We start from the raw sequence: 22,262 nt of genomic DNA on the forward strand, positions 1-22,262 counted from the left end.
CTTTCTTTGTTTATCCAGTCTGCCTGACATTTCAGATTCTGCCCGAACCTCTTGAACTGTTGAACATCCCGATTATCTGCCGGGCAATGCTTTCCGTACTGAAGAGGGAACTGTCCACAGTCATATGATAGTTGGTCGAGTCCCGCCAATTTTTGCCGGTGTAATGCAGGCAGTAATTCGCGCGCTTGCGGTCCGCAAGTTCAAGGTCCTTTGACGAATAGGTCGATGCGGCCTTGTACGAATTTATTATTTTGGATTTGCGGAATTCATCATTTGCATGAATAAAAATATTAAAACAGGCCGAATTGTCTTTGAGGATGAAGTTTGCGCAACGCCCGACTATCACACACGGCCCCTTCGCGCATATATCCCGAATTATTTTACTCTGTATCAGGAAAAGCAGATCCGTAGGCGGCAGTTCCTCCTGCACGTAAGCATAGTTTTGCGCATAAAGATCGTAGAACAGTGAATTGGTGAGTTTCTGTTCTTTGTCCTTGATAAATTCAGCCGTAAATCCGCTCTGCTCTGCCGTCAGGTCGATCAGTTCCCGGTCATAAAACGTGAAACCGAGTTCATCGGCAATCAGTCTGCCTATTTCATGTCCGCCACTGCCGTATTCTCTGGAAATGGTTATTACGGGATACAATCCGTAGGACTGCAAGGGGACATCAGACACTTCTGCGGAGACCTTGCGGCTATTCATAAGGGACGCAACACGGGTAAAAGCCTTGTTGTAGACCTGTATGAGGAATCCCACGGTCAGGGCTGCGATGAATGTGCCTTCCCTTATACCGGCCAGCCTGCCCAGCAGGGCAAACGAACTCAGCAGTCCTATTACCACCATGGAGCTGTCAAAACACATCTTCATCTTGCCGAAATCTTTCTTGTAAGTCTCGGCAATAACGGCAATCAGACCGTCACCGGGGATGTAGGTAACGCCCGCTTTCACAACAAGGAACACCCCTAACGCGAGCAAAAGACAACTGACCATGAGCCAAAACAACTGCTCCACGTAACTTGCCGGGCTGATCCATGAAATAAGTTGCAGTGTAAAGTCAATGCAATAGCCGAGTACTGCTACTGCAGGGAACTGAATAAGCTGAAACAGCGAATATTTTTTCCTCAATACGGCTATCTGCCCGATTATGAAGAATGCGTTCATAAAAATGGTCAACTCGCCCAGGGTTAGGGGCGTACTCAGGCTGTACACATAAGGCACACATGAAATGGGGGTAACGCCGAGATCGGCCTTAACGGAAACCGACACCCCCAGAGCCATGATGAAAAGTCCCAGAATAAAAACTGCTATGCTTGAAGCCCTGCTAAGGAAATTCACTTTATTATCCTGTAATGTTGGTTAAGTCTCAGTCGGTTAACCTGAACATAAATTGAAAAGTCAAGACTGAAAGGGATACCCAGAAGTAGGGTAAAGAGAAGATTGCTATTGCGGAAGTAGACAGGCAGGAATCATGATCCAACCGCCCTGAACGTATTTTTGACCATCCGGTCCAGCATATCCATAAACTGACCTCGCTCTTTTTCATCAAAACCGGCAAACATAATTTCACGCTGTTTTTTCAGGATATCCATTATATCATCACGCATTTCCAGCGCCTTATCTGTAGGGTAAACCCGTTTGCAGCGCCGGTCTTCGGAATCCTCTTCGCGTTCCACCAGACTGTTTTCTTCCAACTGCCGCAGTGCTCTGGCTGTTGCAGCCCGATCAATTGTCAGTATTCTGGTGATGTCTTCCTGAATTATTCCCTCACGGCAGTACACTTCCATCAGGAACGGTAGTGTTCCACGGGCAATCCCTACTGATGCAAGCGGTTCACTTAACGAATTAAGGGTAAGCCGGTTAAGCTTACTGACCATGCGAATGGGTGATTCCTGTTCAAATTTAATTATTTCATCTTCAGTCATTTCTCATCCTTTATTGTTGACATTATCAACAATTGACCAAGTCAATAAATCTGTTGTTCGAAACTGTCAACAAAGACTGAAGAGAACCGGTATAAAAAAAACCGCCTTCCTTTATATGGAAAGCGGCCTTTCATTTATTCAAGCTGTGCAATTACACCGTACAGGCAGTCTACTTAAATTTTCCAAAAAATGCCTGCTGAACGGATTCTCCTTATTACCAGCACTATGCCTGATCTCTGGTGGCTTCTTCCACCAGATACAGAATGTTGCGATAGGTCTTGCCGCCGTGAAGAGTCAGCCCTATTTCACAGGTACGTGAAACACTGTATCCTTCATCACAATCGGAAACCTGCTCACGCAGACTTTCGAGGGCGGCAGCATTCAGTTCCGGCTTATGAAACCCTTTGTCCCCGGAAAACCCGCAGCAGCCTATTCCCTTGGGAACAACTACACTCCGGGCACATCTGGAGGCCAGTTCCCGGAACTGCCCTTCAAGCCCCATGGTCCTTGTTGAACAGGTCGGGTGCAGGGCCACGGTCCGCGGCAGCTGTCTGAAATTGAGCCGTCCGCTCAAATTCTTCATCACGAATTCTATCGGGTCCATCAGTACAAGGCGCTCGTCAAGAGTCCTTTTCATGCGCTCAAGACAAGGGCTTGTATCACACAGAACCGGATATCTTCCGTTCTCGCTCGCCACAAGCAGCGCGGCCCCAAGTCCGGCGGAAAGTTCATCAGCCTGAGCAAACAGTCCCTTGGTTTCCATGGCCTTGCCGCAGCACAGCCGATCCATGTTTTCAGGAAACACAACCTGATACCCTGCCCGCTCAAGCAACCGGACGGTTACATCCATCAACGGATCGGAATCGTCCCCACGGGCCGGTCCCATGGAGCGGATAGCGCAGGACGGAAAGTAGACCACCCGGTCCGCGCCCGCAGCATTGCCTGAAACAACCGGAACACGGCTCCCGCCTTCGGGCATCGCCTTGTTCCACATGGGCAACCTGTTGCCGGAAACTGATCTGGCACCACCGGCAAGCCGCTGCATGGCAGAATCACCGATCATTCTTTGAGCCAGAGACATGCCGTGCAGGCCGAACGATGCGACCTTGAGAACGGCACCCATGTGCCCGGTCACGTAATCGGCAATCCGCAGGGTACGGTCCGAAGCTTCTTTTCCGCGAATATCACGAATCAGAGCCGCTACATCAACCCCCAGCGGACAACGTTGTTTGCACAATCCGTCCGTGGCGCAGAGTTGTTCCCCGTACTTGCGGAACACTCCGTCCCAGTCATCGGCCATCTCGGCACTGCCTTCCGACCGGAGTCTGGTAACAGCCCTCAGCAGGCTGACCCGCTGACGCGGAGAAAGTCCGATATCCCGCGAGGGACATATGGGCTCGCAAAATCCGCATTCAACGCAAAGGTCCACGCACGGATGGGTTGCCACCGGGCTTTTAAGTCCGTTGATATGGGCGTTCTCGTCCTCACTGATGAGAACACCCGGATTGAGGATTCCTTCGGGGTCAAAAACTTTTTTGACTTCGCACATTATCTCGAACAGGAAATCGCCCCATTCCCGGCGCACAAAGGGAGCCATGGCCCGGCCGGTTCCGTGCTCGGCCTTGAGGGAACCGTCAAAACGCCCGGTAATGAGTTCCACGAGGTCGACCATGAAGTGGTGCAGTTTGTCCACTTCCTGTGCATCGGCGATTTTAACCGGAATGGAAAAATGCAGGTTGCCGTGGAAAGCGTGGCCCATGATTCCTGCGGCATAACCGTAGCGGTCGAAAAGCTCCTGAAAACAGTCACACCCTTCGGCAAGCCGGTCGACCGGAATATTGATATCCTCGGTAAGCACGTATTCATCCGGTTCGCGGAAGTTCGCAATGGCCGGATACAAGGCCCGGCGGATATTCCAGATCTTTTCGCACTCGACCGCATCAGTGGTGAATTCCTGTTCGGACAGAGCCGGGAACCGGCCCAGCACTTCTAGAATTCCGTCCACATTCTCCTGTAACCGCTCCGAATCCCAGGCCTTGGTCTCGATGAGCATGGCGCATGAACCTTCCTGCAGATTGCGCATGACATCCGGGATGTCCTTCAGGTTCTGCATGGCGGTCAGGGAGTTGTAGTCAAGCACCTCCGCGGCGTTGATGCTGCATGTGTCCTTCATGGCGATGACGATATCGGTGGCCACTCCCAGTGAAGGGAAAAACATGAGCCCCACCGCCCGGACAGGCTGGGTCGGAATGGTTTCCAGCAGGGTTTCGTGTATGAATCCCAGAGTCCCTTCCGATCCGACCATCAGATGCATCAGGATATCCAAGGGGTCTTCGTGATCCACGAACGAATTAACCGTGTACCCGATTGTATTCTTAATCGAATACTTGCGCCGGATGCGCGCAACCACGTCTTCGTCGGCAAGGACTTTCCCACGCAGCTCCGCAAGCTTGTCCAGCAACGCTGCATGGGACTTACGGAACGCATCAACACTTTCACGGTCGGTGGTGTCCAGATAGGTTCCGTCTGCAAGAATAAGCCGCATCCCCCGTATGGCATGGTAGCTGTTCTCTTCAACCATGCAGCACATACCGGCGGAGTTGTCGGCAATTATCCCGCCCATGGTGGCTGAAGCGATTGAAGCAGGGTCTGCACCCATCATGCGCCCGAACGGAGCCAGAGCAGCATTGACTTCAATCCCGATCACCGCACTCCCGGACCAGAACCTTGCGCCTTCATCAAGAACTTCGATTTTTTTCCACGCACGGCCCTTGAACCGGACAAGAACGCCCTCGCCGCAGGCCTGTCCGCTTACAGCAGTACCGGACCCTCGAAAGGTAACCCCGATTCCGTTTTCGGAACAGACACGCAGGACAGCGGAAACCTCTTCAAGATTGCGTACATCGACAACGAGTTTGGCCTTCGGCTCGAAATAGCTGGCATCAACCGCAAAGGTTGAAACCAGAGCAGGATGATCATGGATACACTCGGAGGGCAGAACAGCCCTCATATCATTAATCAGCTTCTTCAACGCAAAGCTCCTTTCCGGCCATATCTTCGGAAAAACGCCACAAACCAAGTCCGCGCAGAACAATGGGAATGGTGAGAAGGATCATGGTGACCCAGCCCATGCTGCCGTACCCCTTGCCGATAAGCGGAATAAGCCCGAACTGGGCCACCATCCAGCAGATGACGACAAGTATGGACGAGGCGGCCATGGAATGGACACGCTGCTTGCGGACTTTTTCCGCTTCATCAAGATTGCGCCCGAACAGGACGACAAGACGGTTGGTGGTACCGAAAACAAGCGCCACCCCGGTGGAAACAGCTCCAACAACAATGCAGACGGAGATAAGCGTAGTCATCCAGGCACCGCCCTGTCCGTGCATTACAACGAAAAGCGCAGGGACGGCCTCTTTGAAGATTCCCTGATCGGCAAAAGCGAGAATACCGAAGTAAGTAAGGTACATGATCAGGCAGTTGATGAGAATGCCGATTCCGATCGCTTTTCTCAGACAGGCTTTGTTAGGACAGACCTGAGCGTGAACGATGTAGGCACCGATGGCACAGCAGTGCAGAGTGCCGTATTTAACACCCCACCACAGGGCATCGGCAAACGATCCGGAGCCGCTGACCGCAATCTCCCCGCTTTTGATAGCCTTGAGATTCTGAACTATTTTCGGGAAATAATGGATGATGTTCGGCAGGTATATGAGCAGCATGCTCGCAATGAGCATAACGGAAACAACAACCGCAGATTTCCTGACCAGTTCGGAGCCGTAAATGGTAAAGACGAAGATAACCGCTGCGATGAAAAAGGTATTCATCATGTACGATGTCCCGAACAGCTTGGTGAGAATGGTTCCACCTGTGGCAAAGGCTACCGCAGTGGCCAGCAGCAGGACCGCGTTGACCAGAATCTCATAAATCGGCACAGCAAAGAAGCCGATGCCGCCGTACAGTTTCTTGGACCATGAACTGTAATCGTAAACCTTGAACCGGGCTGCGATAACCATGGAATAATACATACAGATACCCATGATAAACATCGATACAGCAGGCATGAAAATGGAAGTCCAGTCGTGATTGAGATAGAAAGCCACAATCTGCCGCCCGGACGCAAAACCGCCCCCGAAATGGGAACTGAACCAGACAAGTGCAATGGCCAGATAGCCGGGAATTATTTTATTCATTGGTTTATTGTAGGTAAATGGTTGTGACTAAAGCATCTATTCGGCCAGGACTTTTTCCGCAGAATCTTCGGGAAAACGCCAGAGACCGAATCCGCGCAGCAGAACAGGTACAGTAAGAACAAGAAGGGTGACCCAGCCGACGTTGCCGTAACCTTTACCGATAAGCGGTATGAGTCCAAGCTGAGCAACAATCCAGCAGGCAATGACAAGTATGGCTGAAGCGCAAATGGAATGAATTGCACGTTTTCCGGTACGCTGCTCTGCAGTCATGTTCCTGCCCATGAAATTGACCAACCGGTTTGTGGTTCCGTAAACCAACGCAACCCCGGTGGAGACAGCTCCTATAACTATGCACAGGGAGATGAGGACAGTCATCCATGTTCCGCCTACCCCGTGCATTACCACGAACAGGGAGGGAACGGCCTCTTTAAGAACACCCTGATCGGCAAAGGCGAGAATACCGAAGTAGGTCAGGTACATTGTGCCCGTGTTTATGAAAAATCCGACCACAGCGGCTTTCTTGAGGCTGGCCTTGTCCGGGCAGGCCTGGGTGTGCACGATGTAAGCACCTATGGCGCAGCACTGCAGAGCTCCGTATTTTGCGGCCCACCAGATTGAATCAAGCAGCGTTCCGGAACCGCCTGTTGCAATGGTCCCGGCTTTGATTGCCTTGAAGTTGCTTACTATGTCCGGGAAAAAATATACTATATTCGGAACATATATAATGAAAATACAGGCAATCAGAATGATGGACACAATTGTAGCCGACTTTCTGACCAACTCGGCCCCGTAAATAGTAAGGACAAAAATAATCGCAGCAATGACCACCGTATTGAGTATGTAGGAGGTGCCGAAAGCTTTTGTGATCGTCGACCCTCCGGTAGCGAAAGCCACTGCCGTCACCAGCACCAGCAGGGTATTGAAAAGCAGTTCATACAGCGGAGCCATGAACGATGCTATTCCACCGTAAAGCTTTCTGGACCAGCTGCTGTAATCGAAAACAGAAAATCTGGCGGCAATAACCATGGAAAAATAAAAGCTTAACCCCATAATCAGCATGGAAACGGCAGGCATGAAAATGGAAGTCCACTGATGGTTCAGGTAAAAGGCGACAATCTGTCGTCCGGAGGCAAATCCGCCCCCGAAATGCGAACTGAACCATACAAACGCAATGGCGAGATGAGCTGGAATTATTTTTTTCATTTTTTTATAAGGTTAAATTGTTTAAGCCGCTTTGCCTGACTGCCCTATGGAAAAGGGACAAGGTCCTTCGCTGATGGACTCGGGAAAAACTCTCATGGCGTACCGAAACGCATAACCCTGCATAAATTAAGCGGAAGCACCGGCATATATACCGGAACAGGAAGGAATGACCATCGGTCATTTTTTTAGGAGCACGCACGCCATGCAGTTAACATGATTCAAAGGGTATCTGTGGATGAACTGAAAAGGGAGAAATCCCTTATCTTCCATGAAGCAAGATGAATCACGGTATGAGAGAAAGATGCCCGGACAGGCAACGGCCCTGCTGAAGATCGGCAACCGGATAACGCGGAACTATCTTCCGGGACCGCAACAACCCCTGTCCGACAATTGTTATGACGAGCGACTCTATAGTATTACCAATTATATTTCAACGAAACTCTTAACATATCTTATTAAATTAATTTAAAATTAATAGTGAGCACACCCATACATAAATTTGTATGTGCGGTAAGAAGATCAAGGCTGGCCCAGACTTGAACTTACATTAATTATAAACATTAAAGCTCCACATGTATAACGTTTCTATTTTTGTATGAATAAAAAGCCGAAACATGAGCAAAGCTTGAACCTTCAAACAAACCAAATTTCAGCAAGTGCCAAAAAATGCCACGGAACAAAGTCGGGTACACGCAGGGCAACTCAGAATATTTATTTTATAACGGGGCTTTTTTATTTGAAAAAAAGGACTATGATTAAAACATATATATTAAATTTTACCAGCAAACATAAGGAGTAAATCATGTGTAAGAACTGCGGATGCAATCTTGGCAAGGGTAAGGTCACTCATGAACATTCCCATGAAGGAAACCATGAGCACAAGCACGGGCATGAGCACCAGCATGCCCACATGCACGAACATACCCATGCAGACGGGACCACACACACGCATGAGCATTCCCACACCCACACTCATGAACACTGCCACGGTCACGACCACAACCATGCAGGAGAGCATGAACACGAACACGGTTCGCATAGCCATGACATGGACCATGCCCACACAGACGGAGACGGACACGACCATATCCATGGATAGCCTGATGAAAAAGAAAAGAGGGGAACCGATATGGCTCCCCTCTCCACCTACAGACATCTCGGTCTGAAATGTTTCCTGTACAAGATTAGCTGTAAACCTACTTTTTCAACTCCAGAACAAGATTGCGCAATTCTTCGGACAGCCCGGCCATGTCTTCCATTGCCTGAACCGAATTGGACATGGCGTCTGCAATGTCCGCCGCAATCGCATTTATCTCATCAGTATTGCGGTTTATTTCCTCTGAAGTAGCCGACTGCTCTTCCGCAGCTGTTGCTATCGCACGAACCTGATCAGCGGTATCGTTTACATACTCCTCGATTTTATCCAGAAAGACTCCGGCCTCACGGCTGAGCCCGGTGCTCTCGGCAACCATTTCAGAAGTCTTTTCCATGGACTGAATACTCTTGCGGGTGCTTTCCTGAATAGCTCCTATGGAACTGCCCACTTCCTGCGTGGCGGTCATGGTCTTTTCCGCAAGTTTACGCACTTCATCGGCAACCACGGCAAACCCGCGTCCGGCTTCCCCGGCCCTTGCCGCCTCAATGGCCGCGTTGAGTGCAAGCAGGTTAGTCTGATCTGCAATGTCACTGATCACGCTCATGATCTGCCCGATTGCTTCAGCCTGTTCCCCCAGTTCGCTCATCTCCGAATACAACTGCTTTGACTCGGCATTGAGTTCCTCTATAGACTCAACAACCTTGCCGACCATGGCCTTACCGTCGCTGGCCTGCTCTCTGGCATTACGGGCATTTTCCGCAGCGCTGGAAGCATTCCCGGCAACTTCAAGTACCGTTGCATTCATTTCTTCCATGGCAGTTGCCGCTTCCGAAGTTCTGTTACGTTGAACGTCCGATCCGTTGCGGGATTCCTGAATCTGTGAATTAAGGTCCTCGGAGGCGGAAGAAATCTGCTCAACAATACTTTCCAAATGCCCAGCAGCCTGATGCATACCTTCCTGTTTGGCCTTTTCAGCTGCTTTGCGCGCCTCCTCAGCTTCAAGCATGGCTTTTTCGGCAGCCGCGGCCTTTTCTTCGGCTTCACGGCTTTTCACTTCAATTTCCCTGAGATTGCTTTGCAGGGTGGTATTCATGTCATCGAAAGAATCCGCAAGAGTCCCAACTTCGTCCTTGCGATTCATTTCCATAAGAGCGGGGAAATTACCGGTCCCCAGCATCCCCGCACTCTCAACGACCTTACGCAGGGGTACGGTTATGTTGCCGGTTACCAGCAGGGTAAATAAAGCCCCTATCAAAGCACTCCCTAGAGTAAGACCGATAATAATCATGAACAGGGTTCCATAAGCATCTGCTGCGGCTTCATGCGCTGATTCGGCCTGATGCTGCAGGGCCTCTGTCAGCACATTGATATGCTCGCGCATGGCGTCAAAACGCTTCGCTCCTTCTCCTAACGAAATAGCTGCCAGTTCTTCAGCATCTGCCCCGGACTGCCTGTCTTCAAGAAGCTTGACCGACACGGCATCCCACTTGGCCCGGTCATCAGTGTATCGGCTGACGAGTTCAAGCTGTTCCGGATCCGTGGTGGTTTTGGCAAATTTACCTACTCTGGTGTCCGCCTGCCCCTTATTGTCAGTATAGTCCTTCATCTGGTTGCGGAACTGCTCTGTCCCTGGTTTGGCAAAAATCATGGTGCGCTCCGCTATAAACGCCTGATGCAGGTCCCGGTCCGCTTCAAGCAGGAAAACCATCCCTTTAAGATCTCTGTTAAAGACCCCTTCCAACTTGGAATTGATGCTCTTGGCGCCGAACTCGGCAACGACTCCCATAACAACCAGCAAAACAATGTTAATACCCAAAATCAGCAACAATTTTGTTCTGATGCAAATGTTATTCAGCATAAATACCCTCCTGTCACATTCATAACTGGATATCGGCTAAAACTATAAAAAGATTATAGATAATCAATAAATAAATCAATTACAGCAATTATAAACTATCAACGACAACAATTCAAAATGCTGTCAGGACTTCCAGCCGGGACCATTGAGGACAATACGGTTCAGAGCGAGCGCCATTTCCGGAGCAGCCATCTTGTCGGTCACCACCTCTATGTAGCATCCGCCTGTACATGCTTCGGCGGCCTCCAGAGCAGCATCAAGCTGCCTGTTGTTTACGACCTTTTGGCAGTACCAGTCTTTCAAGCCGAAAGCGGCGGGCAACAGGCTGTAATTCCACTCGGCAAGATCGTTGTAATAAATGTCCGGATTTTCGCAGAGCATGCGTTCAATCAGATATCCGTCATTATTCAGGCAGATTATTACCGGCTTGAGTCCGAATCTTCCGAACTGCCCTATTTCCTGTACGGTCATCTGATGCGATCCTTCGCCTGTTATAAGCAGAACTCTTCGGTCCGGAGCTGCCATGGCAGCACCGAATGCAGCAGGTGTGGCCCAGCCGATTGCGCCCCACAGGGTCTGGTTGAAAAATACCGCATCTTCGGGAAGTCTGGCATTTGCAAGCCCCATGGAAGCGGTTCCTGTTTCGCCCATGATTATGTCATTCCGTTTAAAGAAACGTTCGATGCGGGGATAAAGCGAGGCCGGTGTAATGCTGTCATCAGGAGCTCCATGCGGATATCCGAGTCCGGCAGGACGAAACGGCACAGGAAGACCAAGATTGCCGATACGCTGGCAAAGCTCCTGCAGAACATCCTGCATCAGTATTTTATGATAAACAGCATGGCCTATGCACACCCGGTCAGGATAAATACGTATTTCTCGGTGGGTATCTATTTTGACGGTAAAGGCGCCGGTATTGATATCTGAACGTATGGCACCGAAACTGACTACAAGATCGCAGTTTTCAACGGTCTGCTGCACGCCCGGATCAAGAATGCGTCCGTTATAAACGCCTATAAAATTGGGATGGGCTTCGGAAAGAGTCCCCTTGGCCATAAACATGGAAGTGAAAGGCAATCCGGACTTCTCTATAAAATCGAGCATGGAACTTTGCAGCCCGAACCTCCCTATCAGGGCTCCGACCATGACCATTGCCGACCCTGCCTTCCCGAGTTTTTCGAGAATCAGTGAAACCGCCGTTTCCAAAGTATCAGGATCGCTTGCGACAACTGGTCTGGAATACGGCTTTGTGCAGCCGAGTTCCATAAGAGCATGGTCGGCCGGAACGGCTATGTACACGGGTTTCCGTTCGGTAAGAGCGGCTGTAATCACCCTATCGACTTCCGAAACGGCATTTTCGTAAGAAAGAATAGTGCTAGCGCAGACCACCGGCCCGGCCATTTTGTGGAAAAGGTCAAATTCCCCGTTGCCCAGGGTATGGTGTATGATGTTCCCGTTCTGCTGCAGGGAACATTTGGGCATGCCTACTATGTGAAATACAGGCAGATTCTCGGCGTAACTCCCGGCGATGGCGTTTATCGCACTGAGTTCGCCGACACCGTAAGTCGTGCAGACTGCAGCAAGACCTTTTATTCGGGCATAGCCATCTGCTGCGTACGCGGCGTTAAGTTCATTGCAGCAACCGATCCAACGCAATTCCGGATCGTTGCAGATGGCATCATTGACAGGGAAGGCATAATCTCCGGGGACACCGAAATAATCGGTAACCCCGATCTCCTTGAGCCGCTCCAGTAAGTGAAGGATGACAGTTCCGGACATAACTTATCTCCCGAATTAATAAGGTACGACAAAGAAATACGTATACTGTATAACAATGCCACCGGGATTACTTTATGTCCATGGTATTCTTAAATTAGAGCACTTCCCTATACTCTTCTTTCATACTCCCTGCCGACTGCAAAGCCGACACTGCTGTTATCCTGGGCCCATTTATCGAAAAAAAGCCTGCAAAGATCAGGAGAAACCGGTCGGCTGAAATAAAACCCCTGAAACCGATCACCGCCTATCTCCCTGAAACACCTGAACTGTTCTCCGGTTTCTACGCCTTCAATAATCACCTTCAGGTCGAGTTTGCGGCATAGGCCCAGTATACTTGCAACAATATGCATATTAATACCGGTAACGGATTCAAGGGTGAGTGAACGGTCTATCTTGATCTTATCGACATCCATCTCACGCAGGTAACGCAGGGAAGTATGCCCCATTCCGAAATCGTCAATTGCAATGCGGACACCCAGACGGCGCAGTTCCCTCAGACGCTCTGCTGTTTCCCTGCGGGAAGTAAGCGCTTCAGATTCCGTAATCTCGATTTCCAGACATTTAGGATCAAAACCTGTTCTGTCGATTACGCCGGAGACTTTTTCGGCAACTTTCCCGGTAATCAAAGAAGGGGTGAAGTTGACTGATACCCGGACAGGTTTTCCGAGCATCATTCCCCACTCCGCCCCCTGTTTGCACGCTTCCGTAAGTACAAAATAACTGAGTTCCTCTATGCAACCGAGATCCTCGGCAAGAGCAATCGTTAGTTCCGGAGAGATAAAACCGAAACGGGGATGATTCCAGCGCAACAGAGCTTCAGCGCCCAGACTTTCCGGGTCCTCGGTGTTGACCTGCGGTTGATATACGAGGAAAAACTGATTTTTCTTGCGCACAGCCTGAAGAAGATCCTTGGCCAGTGATCTGGCAACACTTCCTTCCTCTCCGTTCATGGACAGACAGCGGCAGGCCCTGGAAGCCACCGACTTCTTTGCCGCCTGCAGCAGGCTGGACATGCTGCATCGAAAATTGGCCTCTTCCATATGATCTGAAAGACTCACAAAAGGCAGGTAGATACATACGCCGGCCATGATGAGAATAAGCTGCATAATGACGCCGTTCCACGAACCGGATGCATAGTATCCGCTTATAAAGACCGGAGTGGTCCAGTGAAATGAAGTCGTCACCAGCGGAATAAGTCCCAGAGAACATGCCCCGTAGGCAATGCTGTAAAGTATGGCCGGGGTCAGAATAAAGGGAATCATGAACACGGGGTTGAGAATCAGCGGAATTCCGAACAGCAGCGGCTCGTTGATATTGAACAGACCGAGCCCCAGAGCCATGCCGGAAAATTTTCTGGACCTGGAATTACGCCCATAAAGCAGCAAGGCCAAAATCAGGACCAAGGTAGCTCCTGAACCGCCCATAACGGCATAGGCATCAACAAATCCTTTGGTGAGGATATTCCCCCCGTCAGCATTTCCCGAGAGGATATTCATATTGTCCACAAGGTTGGTGGCAAAAATCCTGCTTTCAACACAGTGGAGCATATTCGGGCCGTGTGCACCGAAAAACCAGAGCAGTTGGCACAGCAAAAGATACAGAACTCCGGTGAACAGCTGGTTGTCACTCAAGGCAAAAATAGCCATGACCAGATCCTGCATCATATCTGAAAAGGACACGAACCCGACACTGTTCACAACAAGCCTGATCAACGCGAAAACAGCGAGCACCCCCATACAGGCCGGGGCAACGGAAAAAACCTGTACGGAAAAAGGATCGTAACCGGCTCCTGCTGCCGGCAGTCTTGATGAAAGCCTGACAATCCTGTGCAAAAGCCAACTGGAAACGTAAGCGGTGAATATGGACTCAGGCATGCTGGCCGACAGAGAAGTCACCTCTGCAAAGGAACTTATCCCCCACCCCGCAGCAAGAGTAAAAAAAGATCCGGAAGCGACTACTACGTATAAAAAAGGATGAATTGACGCCTTTTCATCACGAGCGTTATACATCTCGCCCAGACACAGACTCATGCTGCAAAGCATTGCCAGCGAGGTAATTCCGTAAGTTCCGTCAACAATAGCGGACAGTGCGTGACGAAAACTTTCGGACATGATTCCCCGAACCGATTCGAACGGAAAATTCAGTAGACACAGGGCAAATGACCCAACGACGATGAGCGGAAAAACCAGCAGCAGAGAACGCCGCATGGCTTTAAAAAAGACAAGGCTGCCCAACTCTTCGAAAAAAGAGTTGAGCTGCAAGATACCGAAAAACAGTTTCCCTTCAGTCATCACCGATCCCTGGCGTTGTTTTGACCTCACCGGAAAAGATTTTTCGTAACGGCTGATTCAAAATTACAATAATTCAGACATGATGCACGGCAGCACGAAAAGAACATCCTTCAAACTACACCTGTTCCTCCCGAAAAACAGGTACAGATCATGAAGATACTGCATGCCTGATATACAACCGCTAGATAATCCCACTTCCGGAACCCCTTGATAATTTCAATACATGAGATTAGGGAAACAGTAAATCACGACTTCATTATAACTTGGAAATGGCTCAATGAGATCTACCAAACATTTCTTGATACTCCTTTACGGACTTCTATTCCTGCTGTTCACAAATTTACAAACAGCATCGGCTGCAGATACACCTCAGAGAAATGCAACCAGGGATTACGGTAAAATATCAGCCCGGATAAGAATGTACTATTTTCTGCAGGAAGACAGCCCGTCAGGAAATTCATTCGGCAAATCAAAGGAATCTTTTGCTATCGGCGGACAGCTGAAATACGAAACACCATGGCTGGCCGACCATTTCGGCGGTACGGTCAACGGATTTCTCGCCGCCCCGCTCTTTGATGACCTTAACCGTGAGCGATACTCCGGAGCAGGTGTTCTGAATAACAAGAACCAGGGATACGCGGTCATCGGGGAGGCCTTTTTCAGAGCCAGATACGCCGGGACCATCGCTAAACTATACAGACAAAGAATTGAAACGCCTTACGTCAACGGCAACGACTCCCGTCTGTTGCCCAGCACTTTCGAAGCCTACGGACTGGAATCGAACGACATTTCCGGACTCAAGCTGCATGCCGCGTGGCTGGACAAGATAAAAAAGAGAGACAGCGACGAGTTCATCAGCATGACCGAAGCCGCAGGAGCCGACACTGATGGAGGGACTGTCATGCTCGGTGCCGACTGGAAAGGCGAGAAGACCGCTTTGCGGCTCTGGAACTACTATACGCCGGACATGGACAACACTCTTTATGCCGAAGCTAAATACAGTTTCGACATCAGCGATTCCCTTGAAGGACATGTGCGCTTTCAAGGAGTCAACCAGCGGAACACGGGAGAAAACATCCTCGGAGTATATGATGCCCTTGAAGGGGGACTGCTCCTTGGCATCAAGTTCATGGGGCTGACGGCCGACATAGGCGGAAGCATTACCGATGACACCGACAACATCCTCACGCCATGGGGCGTGAACCCGTTTTTCACCCACATGATGATCGGAGATTACAACCGTGCCGGAGAAAAAGCCCTGTACCTTGCCCTTGCTTACGATTTCGCAAGACTCGGTCTGAAAGGATTTTCAGCCGGACTTAAAACGGCTTTCGGCGAGACACCGAACTCCGGCCCAAACGCATCCTATGACCGCAGAGAGTGCGACCTCAACTTCAATTACAATTTCGATGGAGCGCTGGACGGTTTTTCGATTAAAAATCAGGTCGGATACCAGGATGCAGACCGTTCAATGGGCGGCAAGGACGTGGTTCAGGTCCGGCTCAGACTTCAGTATGATTTTTAGTCCGGCTGGATAAAAAATCTATTTTCCTGAATTCAACATGCCGGTAAGTTTGCGGAATTCATTTCTCATATCCGTATTCTGAAAAACGATAAGTTCCGGGGTCTGCAGCTCGGAAAGACGATCAAGCATTGAATTGGCGTTACGCATCAGCGAAATAAGGCTGTGGGCTCCCTGTACAGTTTCGTAGGTATTAAGAGCCACCTCATATTCGTCCTGAACGTCAGCCCTGGCCTTCTCGATTCTTTTTCTGTTTTTTTCCAGATATTCGGCATAAAGCCGTGCTGTACGCACAGTCAGCCCCTGTGCAATCAGGTTTGTCTTGTATATCATCGTATATTTTGCAGGTTCGCGCTCGATGCTTTCCTGTGTCTTCCTGATCAACTCCTGCTGTTTTCTGATGATATCTTCTATTTTTACAAGATATGTCCCGCTGATTTTATCTTCATAATGTTGATACAAATTGAGCAGGATACGTAAAAGCAGTGTATGCATGCCGTAGTACCGCTTTGCCATTTCAATATTCTCATCAGTCTCGGATGTCAGCCGCTGCAGTTCGGCAGTAATGAGCTTGACGTTATTGAATACGGAAACAAGCTGCACATCGTCACTACCGGTAACGCTGTAAACAAGTGTCTCCACCTGCTCACGATCCACCTTCATACCTATGGCTCGCATTTCGGTTACAAGGCGGTCAATGAGCTCGTCCACCCGTTTTTCATTCTCGCCAATGCGAAGTTCCAGCTCGGCAACCTCCTCGTCAATAGCACCGGCATCTTTTTTCCAGACTTCCCACTTGCTTACCTTTGAAGGAGCTGCCAGCCGTTCGGTTTTCAATTCAGCAATCTTTTCCCGGCAGTTACGGGATTCATCCTGCAGATTCTGTATGGCCTGTTTTGTTTCGGACATATCCGACAATCCCAGAATTTCGATACATTCATCCAAAAGACTGTTTATTTCCCTGTCGAGACTCTTTTTATCATCCTTGAGAGGATTCCAATCCGAATCCGGCACGTCCACCCTCTTTTCAAGGTCTGCTACAGCCTTGTGCAGCAAAGGATGAACATCTCCCCAAACAGCCTCAAGTGAAGAAGCGGACGCCTGTGAAGCAAAGAAAAACAAAAATACTGCCGCCATATATATTTTTTTCATATTCCAACCTCGTAAAGCATAAGAATCAGGAATGTTGGCGCTAAAGCCTAAACATCACAAAACAACGCAAGTACAGATCTATCTCGGAAATTACACAAAAAACACCACTGTCAAATGCCTTAGGCCACCGGATCACGCTATGCAGTTACCTTTGTAACAAGTGAATGGCAACAATTCCACATTCGAAAAACGGATACAATAAATCCATTTTCCAACAACGGCATGGCGTTTTTTTATTCTTTAAAAATATACTGTTACACAAATATTTGCCATTAAAAAAAGACTGTCGTTAAAATATCCCCACAAAAAATAGATATTGTGAAAATAATAACAATTATAATAAACATGGAACATAATATATATGTTTTTGTTCTTCAAAACTGGACATACGATCAGCACAGGAATATAAAAATCCGCCGTAAGGGTTATCTTTCACACCCCTGTCCAACTCATCCCAAGTACAGGAGTCTTTTGCAGATGGCCAACCTATAAACCGTCTGCGATTCCGGTACGGTTGTTCCTTGAATTTTTCCGTAACTGCCTCCCAGTGCGGATTTCCAGCTAAAGGCTTTTTCCGCACTTCCGGGCCACTCTGATACGCCGCGGAAATTGTCTCACCTCTACTTCATCCCGGCCCGTATACCGATGAAAAAATGGAGAGATCTATGACGAAGACAATGGCACGAACCTTCATGGACACTTTCATGGGTCACGCTCCCATGTGGTACAAGCTGGCCATCGTGGGGTTCCTTATACTCAATCCGATACTGCTGTTGGTTGCAGGCCCCTTCATTGCAGGATGGGCTCTCATCGCTGAATTCATATTCACCCTTACAATGGCCCTCAAGTGCTACCCGCTCCCCGCCGGAGGACTGCTTGCCATTGAAGCGGTAGCAATCGGCATGACCACGCCGGAAACCATCTACCACGAAGCACACAACAACTTTGAAGTCATACTGCTTCTTATCTTTATGGTTGCGGGTATCTACTTCATGAAAGACTTCCTGCAGTTCACCTTTACCCGTATCCTTGTTAACGTCCGCTCCAAAAAAATAATCGCACTGCTTTTCTGCTTCGCTGGTGCTTTTCTTTCCGCATTTCTCGATGCCCTGACGGTTACAGCGGTTATTATCGCCGTTGCCTACGGTTTTTACAGCGTCTACCACAAGTACATTTCCTCCCAGAGCGGCGAAGGTTCGCACAGCCTGGCTTCCGACCTGCACCTCAAGGAAACGAACAGGGATGAACTCAAAGAATTCCGCGGATTCCTCCGCAACCTCATGATGCACGGTGCTGTAGGAACAGCGCTCGGCGGAGTCTGTACTCTGGTCGGCGAGCCCCAGAACCTGCTCGTCGGCAGTGAAATGGGCTGGCACTTCATGCCCTTCATGATCAACGTAATGCCTGTCACCATGCCGGTTTTCGTCATCGGCATGCTTACCTGCCTCGCAGTGGAGCAGTTTAAAATCTGCGGATACGGCTATCAGCTTCCCGGCAACATCCGTTCCTTTCTTTTTGAAGAAGCCATGCGCAACGAAGAAAAACAGGGGCAGGCCGGAAAACTTAAACTCGTAATTCAGGGTCTTACCGGCATCTGGCTCATCGTAGCACTTGCTTTCCACCTTGCAGCTGTAGGTGTGATCGGTCTTTCCGTTATCATCCTGCTCACCGCCTTTACCGGCGTAGTTGAAGAAGGCCGCATCGGACCCGCTTTCGAGGAAGCACTTCCCTTCACCGCCCTGCTGGTGGTTTTCTTCTCCGTTGTAGCCGTAATCCACTCGCAGCAGCTCTTTGCTCCGATCATTGAATACGTACTCAGTCTGCATGGACAGTCTCAGCTGATGGCTTACTACATTGCCAACGGTGTGCTCTCCGCCATTTCGGACAACGTCTTCGTTGCCACTGTCTACATCTCCGAAACCAAGATGCACTTCATCCACCAGCTCGGAAATATCCCCGGCATCGGCATGACCGGACAGGCTCTCATGGAAAAACTCACCGATCCGCATGTAGTCCGCGCCGATGTAATCGCTTCGCTGCCCCAGCAGGCCGGAGCACAGGTCGGTGCACTCATGCACCAGCTTGATCGCCTCGCAGTCGCAATCAACACCGGAACCAACATTCCGTCTGTCGCCACACCGAACGGTCAGGCAGCCTTCCTGTTCCTGCTCACCAGCGCACTTGCTCCGGTCATACGGCTTTCCTACGGCCGCATGGTAATGCTCGCGCTGCCCTACACAATAACCATGTCCATTACCGGCCTTCTGGCTGTGGACTTCTTTCTTTAATCCGCGAAGCTCCTGCTGAGCAGGACCTGTAGCGGAAAAGAGGGGAAAAACTTCAGCAGAAGTTTTTCCCCTCTTTCTTTTCAGCCTCTGTATATCCATGCTGTTGACAAGTATGGCGGCAAAGGCGAACTTCTACCAGAGTTTACGCTCTAAATAATGTGAATATTGAACCTGTAACCGACTCACAAGACATCACAAGTCAATAAGCATACAAGGAGCAGGCATGCTGATGGATTGCAGCATAAATTTTGAAGCCATAACGGAACTGTTCTGCAGCGCCGAAGCTGACAGGCGAAACTTTCTCTATGAATACGAAGTATACAATCTCCTGGCAAATTCAGGAGCGGAAACACCCCCGGCAGCCAATCTGCTGCCGCGTGGTGCACGTTTTTCCGATGAAGAACTGACCGCCATCCCCGGCGAAAAGGCCGTGCTGAAAATTGTTTCACCGAACATCATCCACAAGACGGAAGTAGGCGGCGTCCGCATAGTGCGCAAAGAAGCTTCCAAAATAAGATCCGCCGTAAGATCGATGATGTATGAAGTCCCGGAAAACTATTGCGCAATGCTTGAACGCAATCCGGACCACGCACCCAAAAGCTATCGCGGCCTGCGCGGAGAGGCACTGATCCAGGCAATCAGCAGGGATCTGAAAGGGGTTCTTCAGGTGCAGTTCATGCCCCCGGACTCCAATTCTTTCGGCAATGAACTTATCGTGGGACTGCGCAGGACCAGAGAATTCGGTACTATCATAAGCGCAGGTCTGGGCGGCACGGATACGGAACTATATGCCGAAAGATTCCGCAAGGGGCAGGCTATAGTGGCTGCTTCAACGGAAATGGTGGACGGCCAGCAGTTTTTCAAACTTTTCAGAAACACCATCTCCTATAAAAAGCTGGCCGGACTGACCCGTGGACAGCGGCGCGTAGTTACGGATGAACAGCTTATCGAATGCTTTGACTCCTTCATTTCCATGGGCCGATTCTTTTCTCCCTCCAACCCGGAGGCTCCTTTCGTCATTGAAGAACTGGAAATCAACCCCTTCGCATTCACGGAGTTTCTCATGGTCCCGCTGGACGGGATGTGCCGTTTTTCAAGACCGGACTCTGCTCCGGCCGCACGCCCGGTGGGGAAAATTGACAACCTGCTGCATCCGAAACGGATAGGCATAATCGGAGTATCCTCCACCCGCCGCAACTTCGGGCGCATAATCCTCGAAAACATACTGGCCGAAGGTTTTGACAAGGAAAACATTGTCCTTATCAGGGAAGGCTTTGATGAGATTGACGGAGTGCGCTGCGTGCCGGACCTGAAAAGTCTGGACGGAACTCTGGACCTTTTCGTGGTCGCGGTATCCGCCGCTCAGGTTCCGGAACTGGTGGATGAGGTTGTAAGCTTGGATTGTGCCAAAAGCGTAATGCTGATCCCCGGCGGAATGGGCGAAACAGAGGACAGCAGGGAACGGGCCATAAAAGTCATTGAGAGCATCAATGAAAAGCACAGCCAGCCCGGCGGAGGACCGGTTTTTCTGGGAGCCAACTGCATGGGGGTTGTTTCCCGCCCGGGCAGCTACGACACATGGTTCATACCGGAAGAAAAACTTCCCAAGGCACGCGGCACAGAATACCAGAGGGCTGCGCTGGTAAGCCAGAGCGGAGCCTTCATGCTGCACCGTTCCAGCCAGTGCCCCGAACTGAACCCGGCCTACATGGTTTCCATGGGCAACCAGACCGACCTCACGCTTGGCGACATGCTCCATCACTTCAAAGACAGCGATGAAGTGGACGTAATTGCCGTGTATGCGGAAGGCTTCAAGGATATGGACGGGCTGGAATTCTGCAGGGCCGTCCGGCAGGCCGTCCTCAACGGCAAGGAGGTGGTATTCTACAAGGCAGGACGCACCCCCGAAGGCAAAACCGCAACCAGCGGGCATACAGCATCGCTGGCCGGAGATTACATGGTCTGCGAAAGCTGCGTGCAGCAGGCCGGTGCAATCGTGGCAAGGACTTTTCAGGAATTTCAGGATCTGTTCATGCTGGCCGAAAAACTGTCCGGCAAAAACATCTGCGGCAACCGCCTCGGAGCAATAAGCGGAGCGGGATTTGAAACAGTGGGTATGGCCGATTCAATCCAGTCCGACGATTATGACATGGAACTGGCCGTTTTCAGCAAGGAAACAGTCTCCGCACTAGATACAATTTTGGAAAAGAAAAAACTCCGGCAGCTTGTAACGGTCCGCAACCCTCTGGACATAACCCCCAGTGCCGATGATGAAACACATTCCGAAGCAGCAAAAGTGCTGGTTGATGCAGCGGAAGTAGACTCCATTGTAATAGGGCTGGACCCGCTCTCTCCGGTTATGCACACACTCGCGGAAACGAACACAAAGGCATTTGCGATGGAAGATGAAAACGCCATAGCAGGACTGCTTATTGAGACGGCAAAGGCCAGCACCAAGCCGATTATCGGAGTAATTGACGGAGGCAGGCTTTATGATCCGTTCAGAGACATGCTGATGAACAATGGTATACCTGTTTTTCCAGTATGCGACAGAGCCGTAGCAGCACTGGCCCTGTACTCAAAAGCCAGACTGCAGGCCGATACCATCCGGCTTACCTGTGGATGCGCATAGGGGAAACAGATTACCTGTCCGCCTTTTCACATCACCAACAAACAGCAACGCCCCGTTCCGGATTCAGAACGGGGCGTTGCTGTTGCAATATATCAAGGCACATTAATCTACATCAAATGCACTCTTCTTGAAAAAGCAATAAAACTCGTTGCTTTCGCGGCAAACCTTTTCATGCATTAGACAAAATCTGTTAAGCACCGCGTAAGAAGTTTCAGCACTGCCGAAAATACGTTCCTCTACAATTCTTTCTACTTCCAAGATTATACTTATGGTTACAAAACACAACACGCCAATTGCAAAGTACATTTCAACAGTCATCTCACTG

12 protein-coding genes and 1 pseudogene are annotated in these 22,262 nt (G+C 50.0%); 3 read left to right on the forward strand and 10 right to left on the reverse strand.

The genetic code is table 11. The features are described from left to right. Positions 1-31 precede the first annotated feature (31 nt). From ACKU4E_RS06505 to ACKU4E_RS06545, 9 genes and pseudogenes are all read right to left on the reverse strand, one after another. On the reverse strand, positions 32-1,336 hold the full coding sequence (locus tag ACKU4E_RS06505) for a cytidylate kinase family protein (RefSeq protein WP_320170268.1): 1,305 nt from the start codon (positions 1,334-1,336) through the stop codon (positions 32-34). 131 nt (positions 1,337-1,467) lie between these two features. Further along, positions 1,468-1,923 carry a MarR family transcriptional regulator gene (locus ACKU4E_RS06510; protein WP_320170269.1) on the reverse strand — a complete coding sequence of 152 codons (456 nt, stop codon included), beginning with the start codon at positions 1,921-1,923 and terminating at the stop codon, positions 1,468-1,470. Between the two features lie 223 nt (positions 1,924-2,146). Next, complete coding sequence (locus tag ACKU4E_RS06515; protein ID WP_320170270.1) at positions 2,147-4,954, reverse strand: FAD-binding and (Fe-S)-binding domain-containing protein; 2,808 nt, start codon at positions 4,952-4,954, stop codon at positions 2,147-2,149. Then, positions 4,938-6,116 (reverse strand): hypothetical protein, encoded by a 1,179-nt coding sequence (locus ACKU4E_RS06520; protein ID WP_320170271.1) that lies wholly within the window; start codon positions 6,114-6,116, stop codon positions 4,938-4,940. The genes ACKU4E_RS06515 and ACKU4E_RS06520 overlap by 17 nt, the downstream gene beginning before the upstream one ends. A gap of 36 nt (positions 6,117-6,152) precedes the next feature. After that, positions 6,153-7,319: a hypothetical protein gene (locus tag ACKU4E_RS06525; protein WP_320170272.1), complete on the reverse strand. Its 1,167-nt coding sequence runs from the start codon at positions 7,317-7,319 to the stop codon at positions 6,153-6,155. Positions 7,320-8,088: 769 nt separating this feature from the next. Next, the gene (locus tag ACKU4E_RS06530; protein ID WP_320170273.1) at positions 8,089-8,475 is read right to left on the reverse strand and encodes a hypothetical protein; all 387 of its coding nucleotides are present in this window, start codon (positions 8,473-8,475) and stop codon (positions 8,089-8,091) included. A gap of 40 nt (positions 8,476-8,515) precedes the next feature. Beyond that, positions 8,516-10,261 (reverse strand): annotated as a pseudogene (locus ACKU4E_RS06535) (methyl-accepting chemotaxis protein); the annotation flags it as partial. A 135-nt stretch (positions 10,262-10,396) separates the two neighbouring features. Then, the gene (locus tag ACKU4E_RS06540; protein ID WP_320170275.1) at positions 10,397-12,052 is read right to left on the reverse strand and encodes a thiamine pyrophosphate-binding protein; all 1,656 of its coding nucleotides are present in this window, start codon (positions 12,050-12,052) and stop codon (positions 10,397-10,399) included. 107 nt (positions 12,053-12,159) lie between these two features. After that, positions 12,160-14,343, reverse strand: coding sequence for an EAL domain-containing protein (locus ACKU4E_RS06545; RefSeq protein WP_320170276.1), 2,184 nt, complete (start codon positions 14,341-14,343; stop codon positions 12,160-12,162). 277 nt (positions 14,344-14,620) lie between these two features. Between ACKU4E_RS06545 and ACKU4E_RS06550 the strand changes: the two genes are divergently transcribed. Continuing rightward, positions 14,621-15,868: an OprD family outer membrane porin gene (locus ACKU4E_RS06550; RefSeq protein WP_320170277.1), complete on the forward strand. Its 1,248-nt coding sequence runs from the start codon at positions 14,621-14,623 to the stop codon at positions 15,866-15,868. Positions 15,869-15,886: 18 nt separating this feature from the next. Here ACKU4E_RS06550 and ACKU4E_RS06555 read toward each other — a convergent pair whose 3' ends face one another. Beyond that, on the reverse strand, positions 15,887-17,017 hold the full coding sequence (locus tag ACKU4E_RS06555) for a hypothetical protein (protein ID WP_320170278.1): 1,131 nt from the start codon (positions 17,015-17,017) through the stop codon (positions 15,887-15,889). Between the two features lie 665 nt (positions 17,018-17,682). Here ACKU4E_RS06555 and nhaB point away from each other — a divergent pair. Continuing rightward, on the forward strand, positions 17,683-19,305 hold the full coding sequence (gene nhaB, locus ACKU4E_RS06560; RefSeq protein WP_320170279.1) for a sodium/proton antiporter NhaB: 1,623 nt from the start codon (positions 17,683-17,685) through the stop codon (positions 19,303-19,305). A gap of 229 nt (positions 19,306-19,534) precedes the next feature. Next, positions 19,535-21,937, forward strand: coding sequence for an acetate--CoA ligase family protein (locus ACKU4E_RS06565; protein ID WP_320170280.1), 2,403 nt, complete (start codon positions 19,535-19,537; stop codon positions 21,935-21,937). The last annotated feature ends 325 nt before the right edge of the window (positions 21,938-22,262 follow it).

The sequence above is a fragment of the Maridesulfovibrio sp. genome, assembly GCF_963677005.1.
In the GTDB taxonomy this organism is placed as follows: Bacteria; Desulfobacterota; Desulfovibrionia; order Desulfovibrionales; family Desulfovibrionaceae; genus Maridesulfovibrio.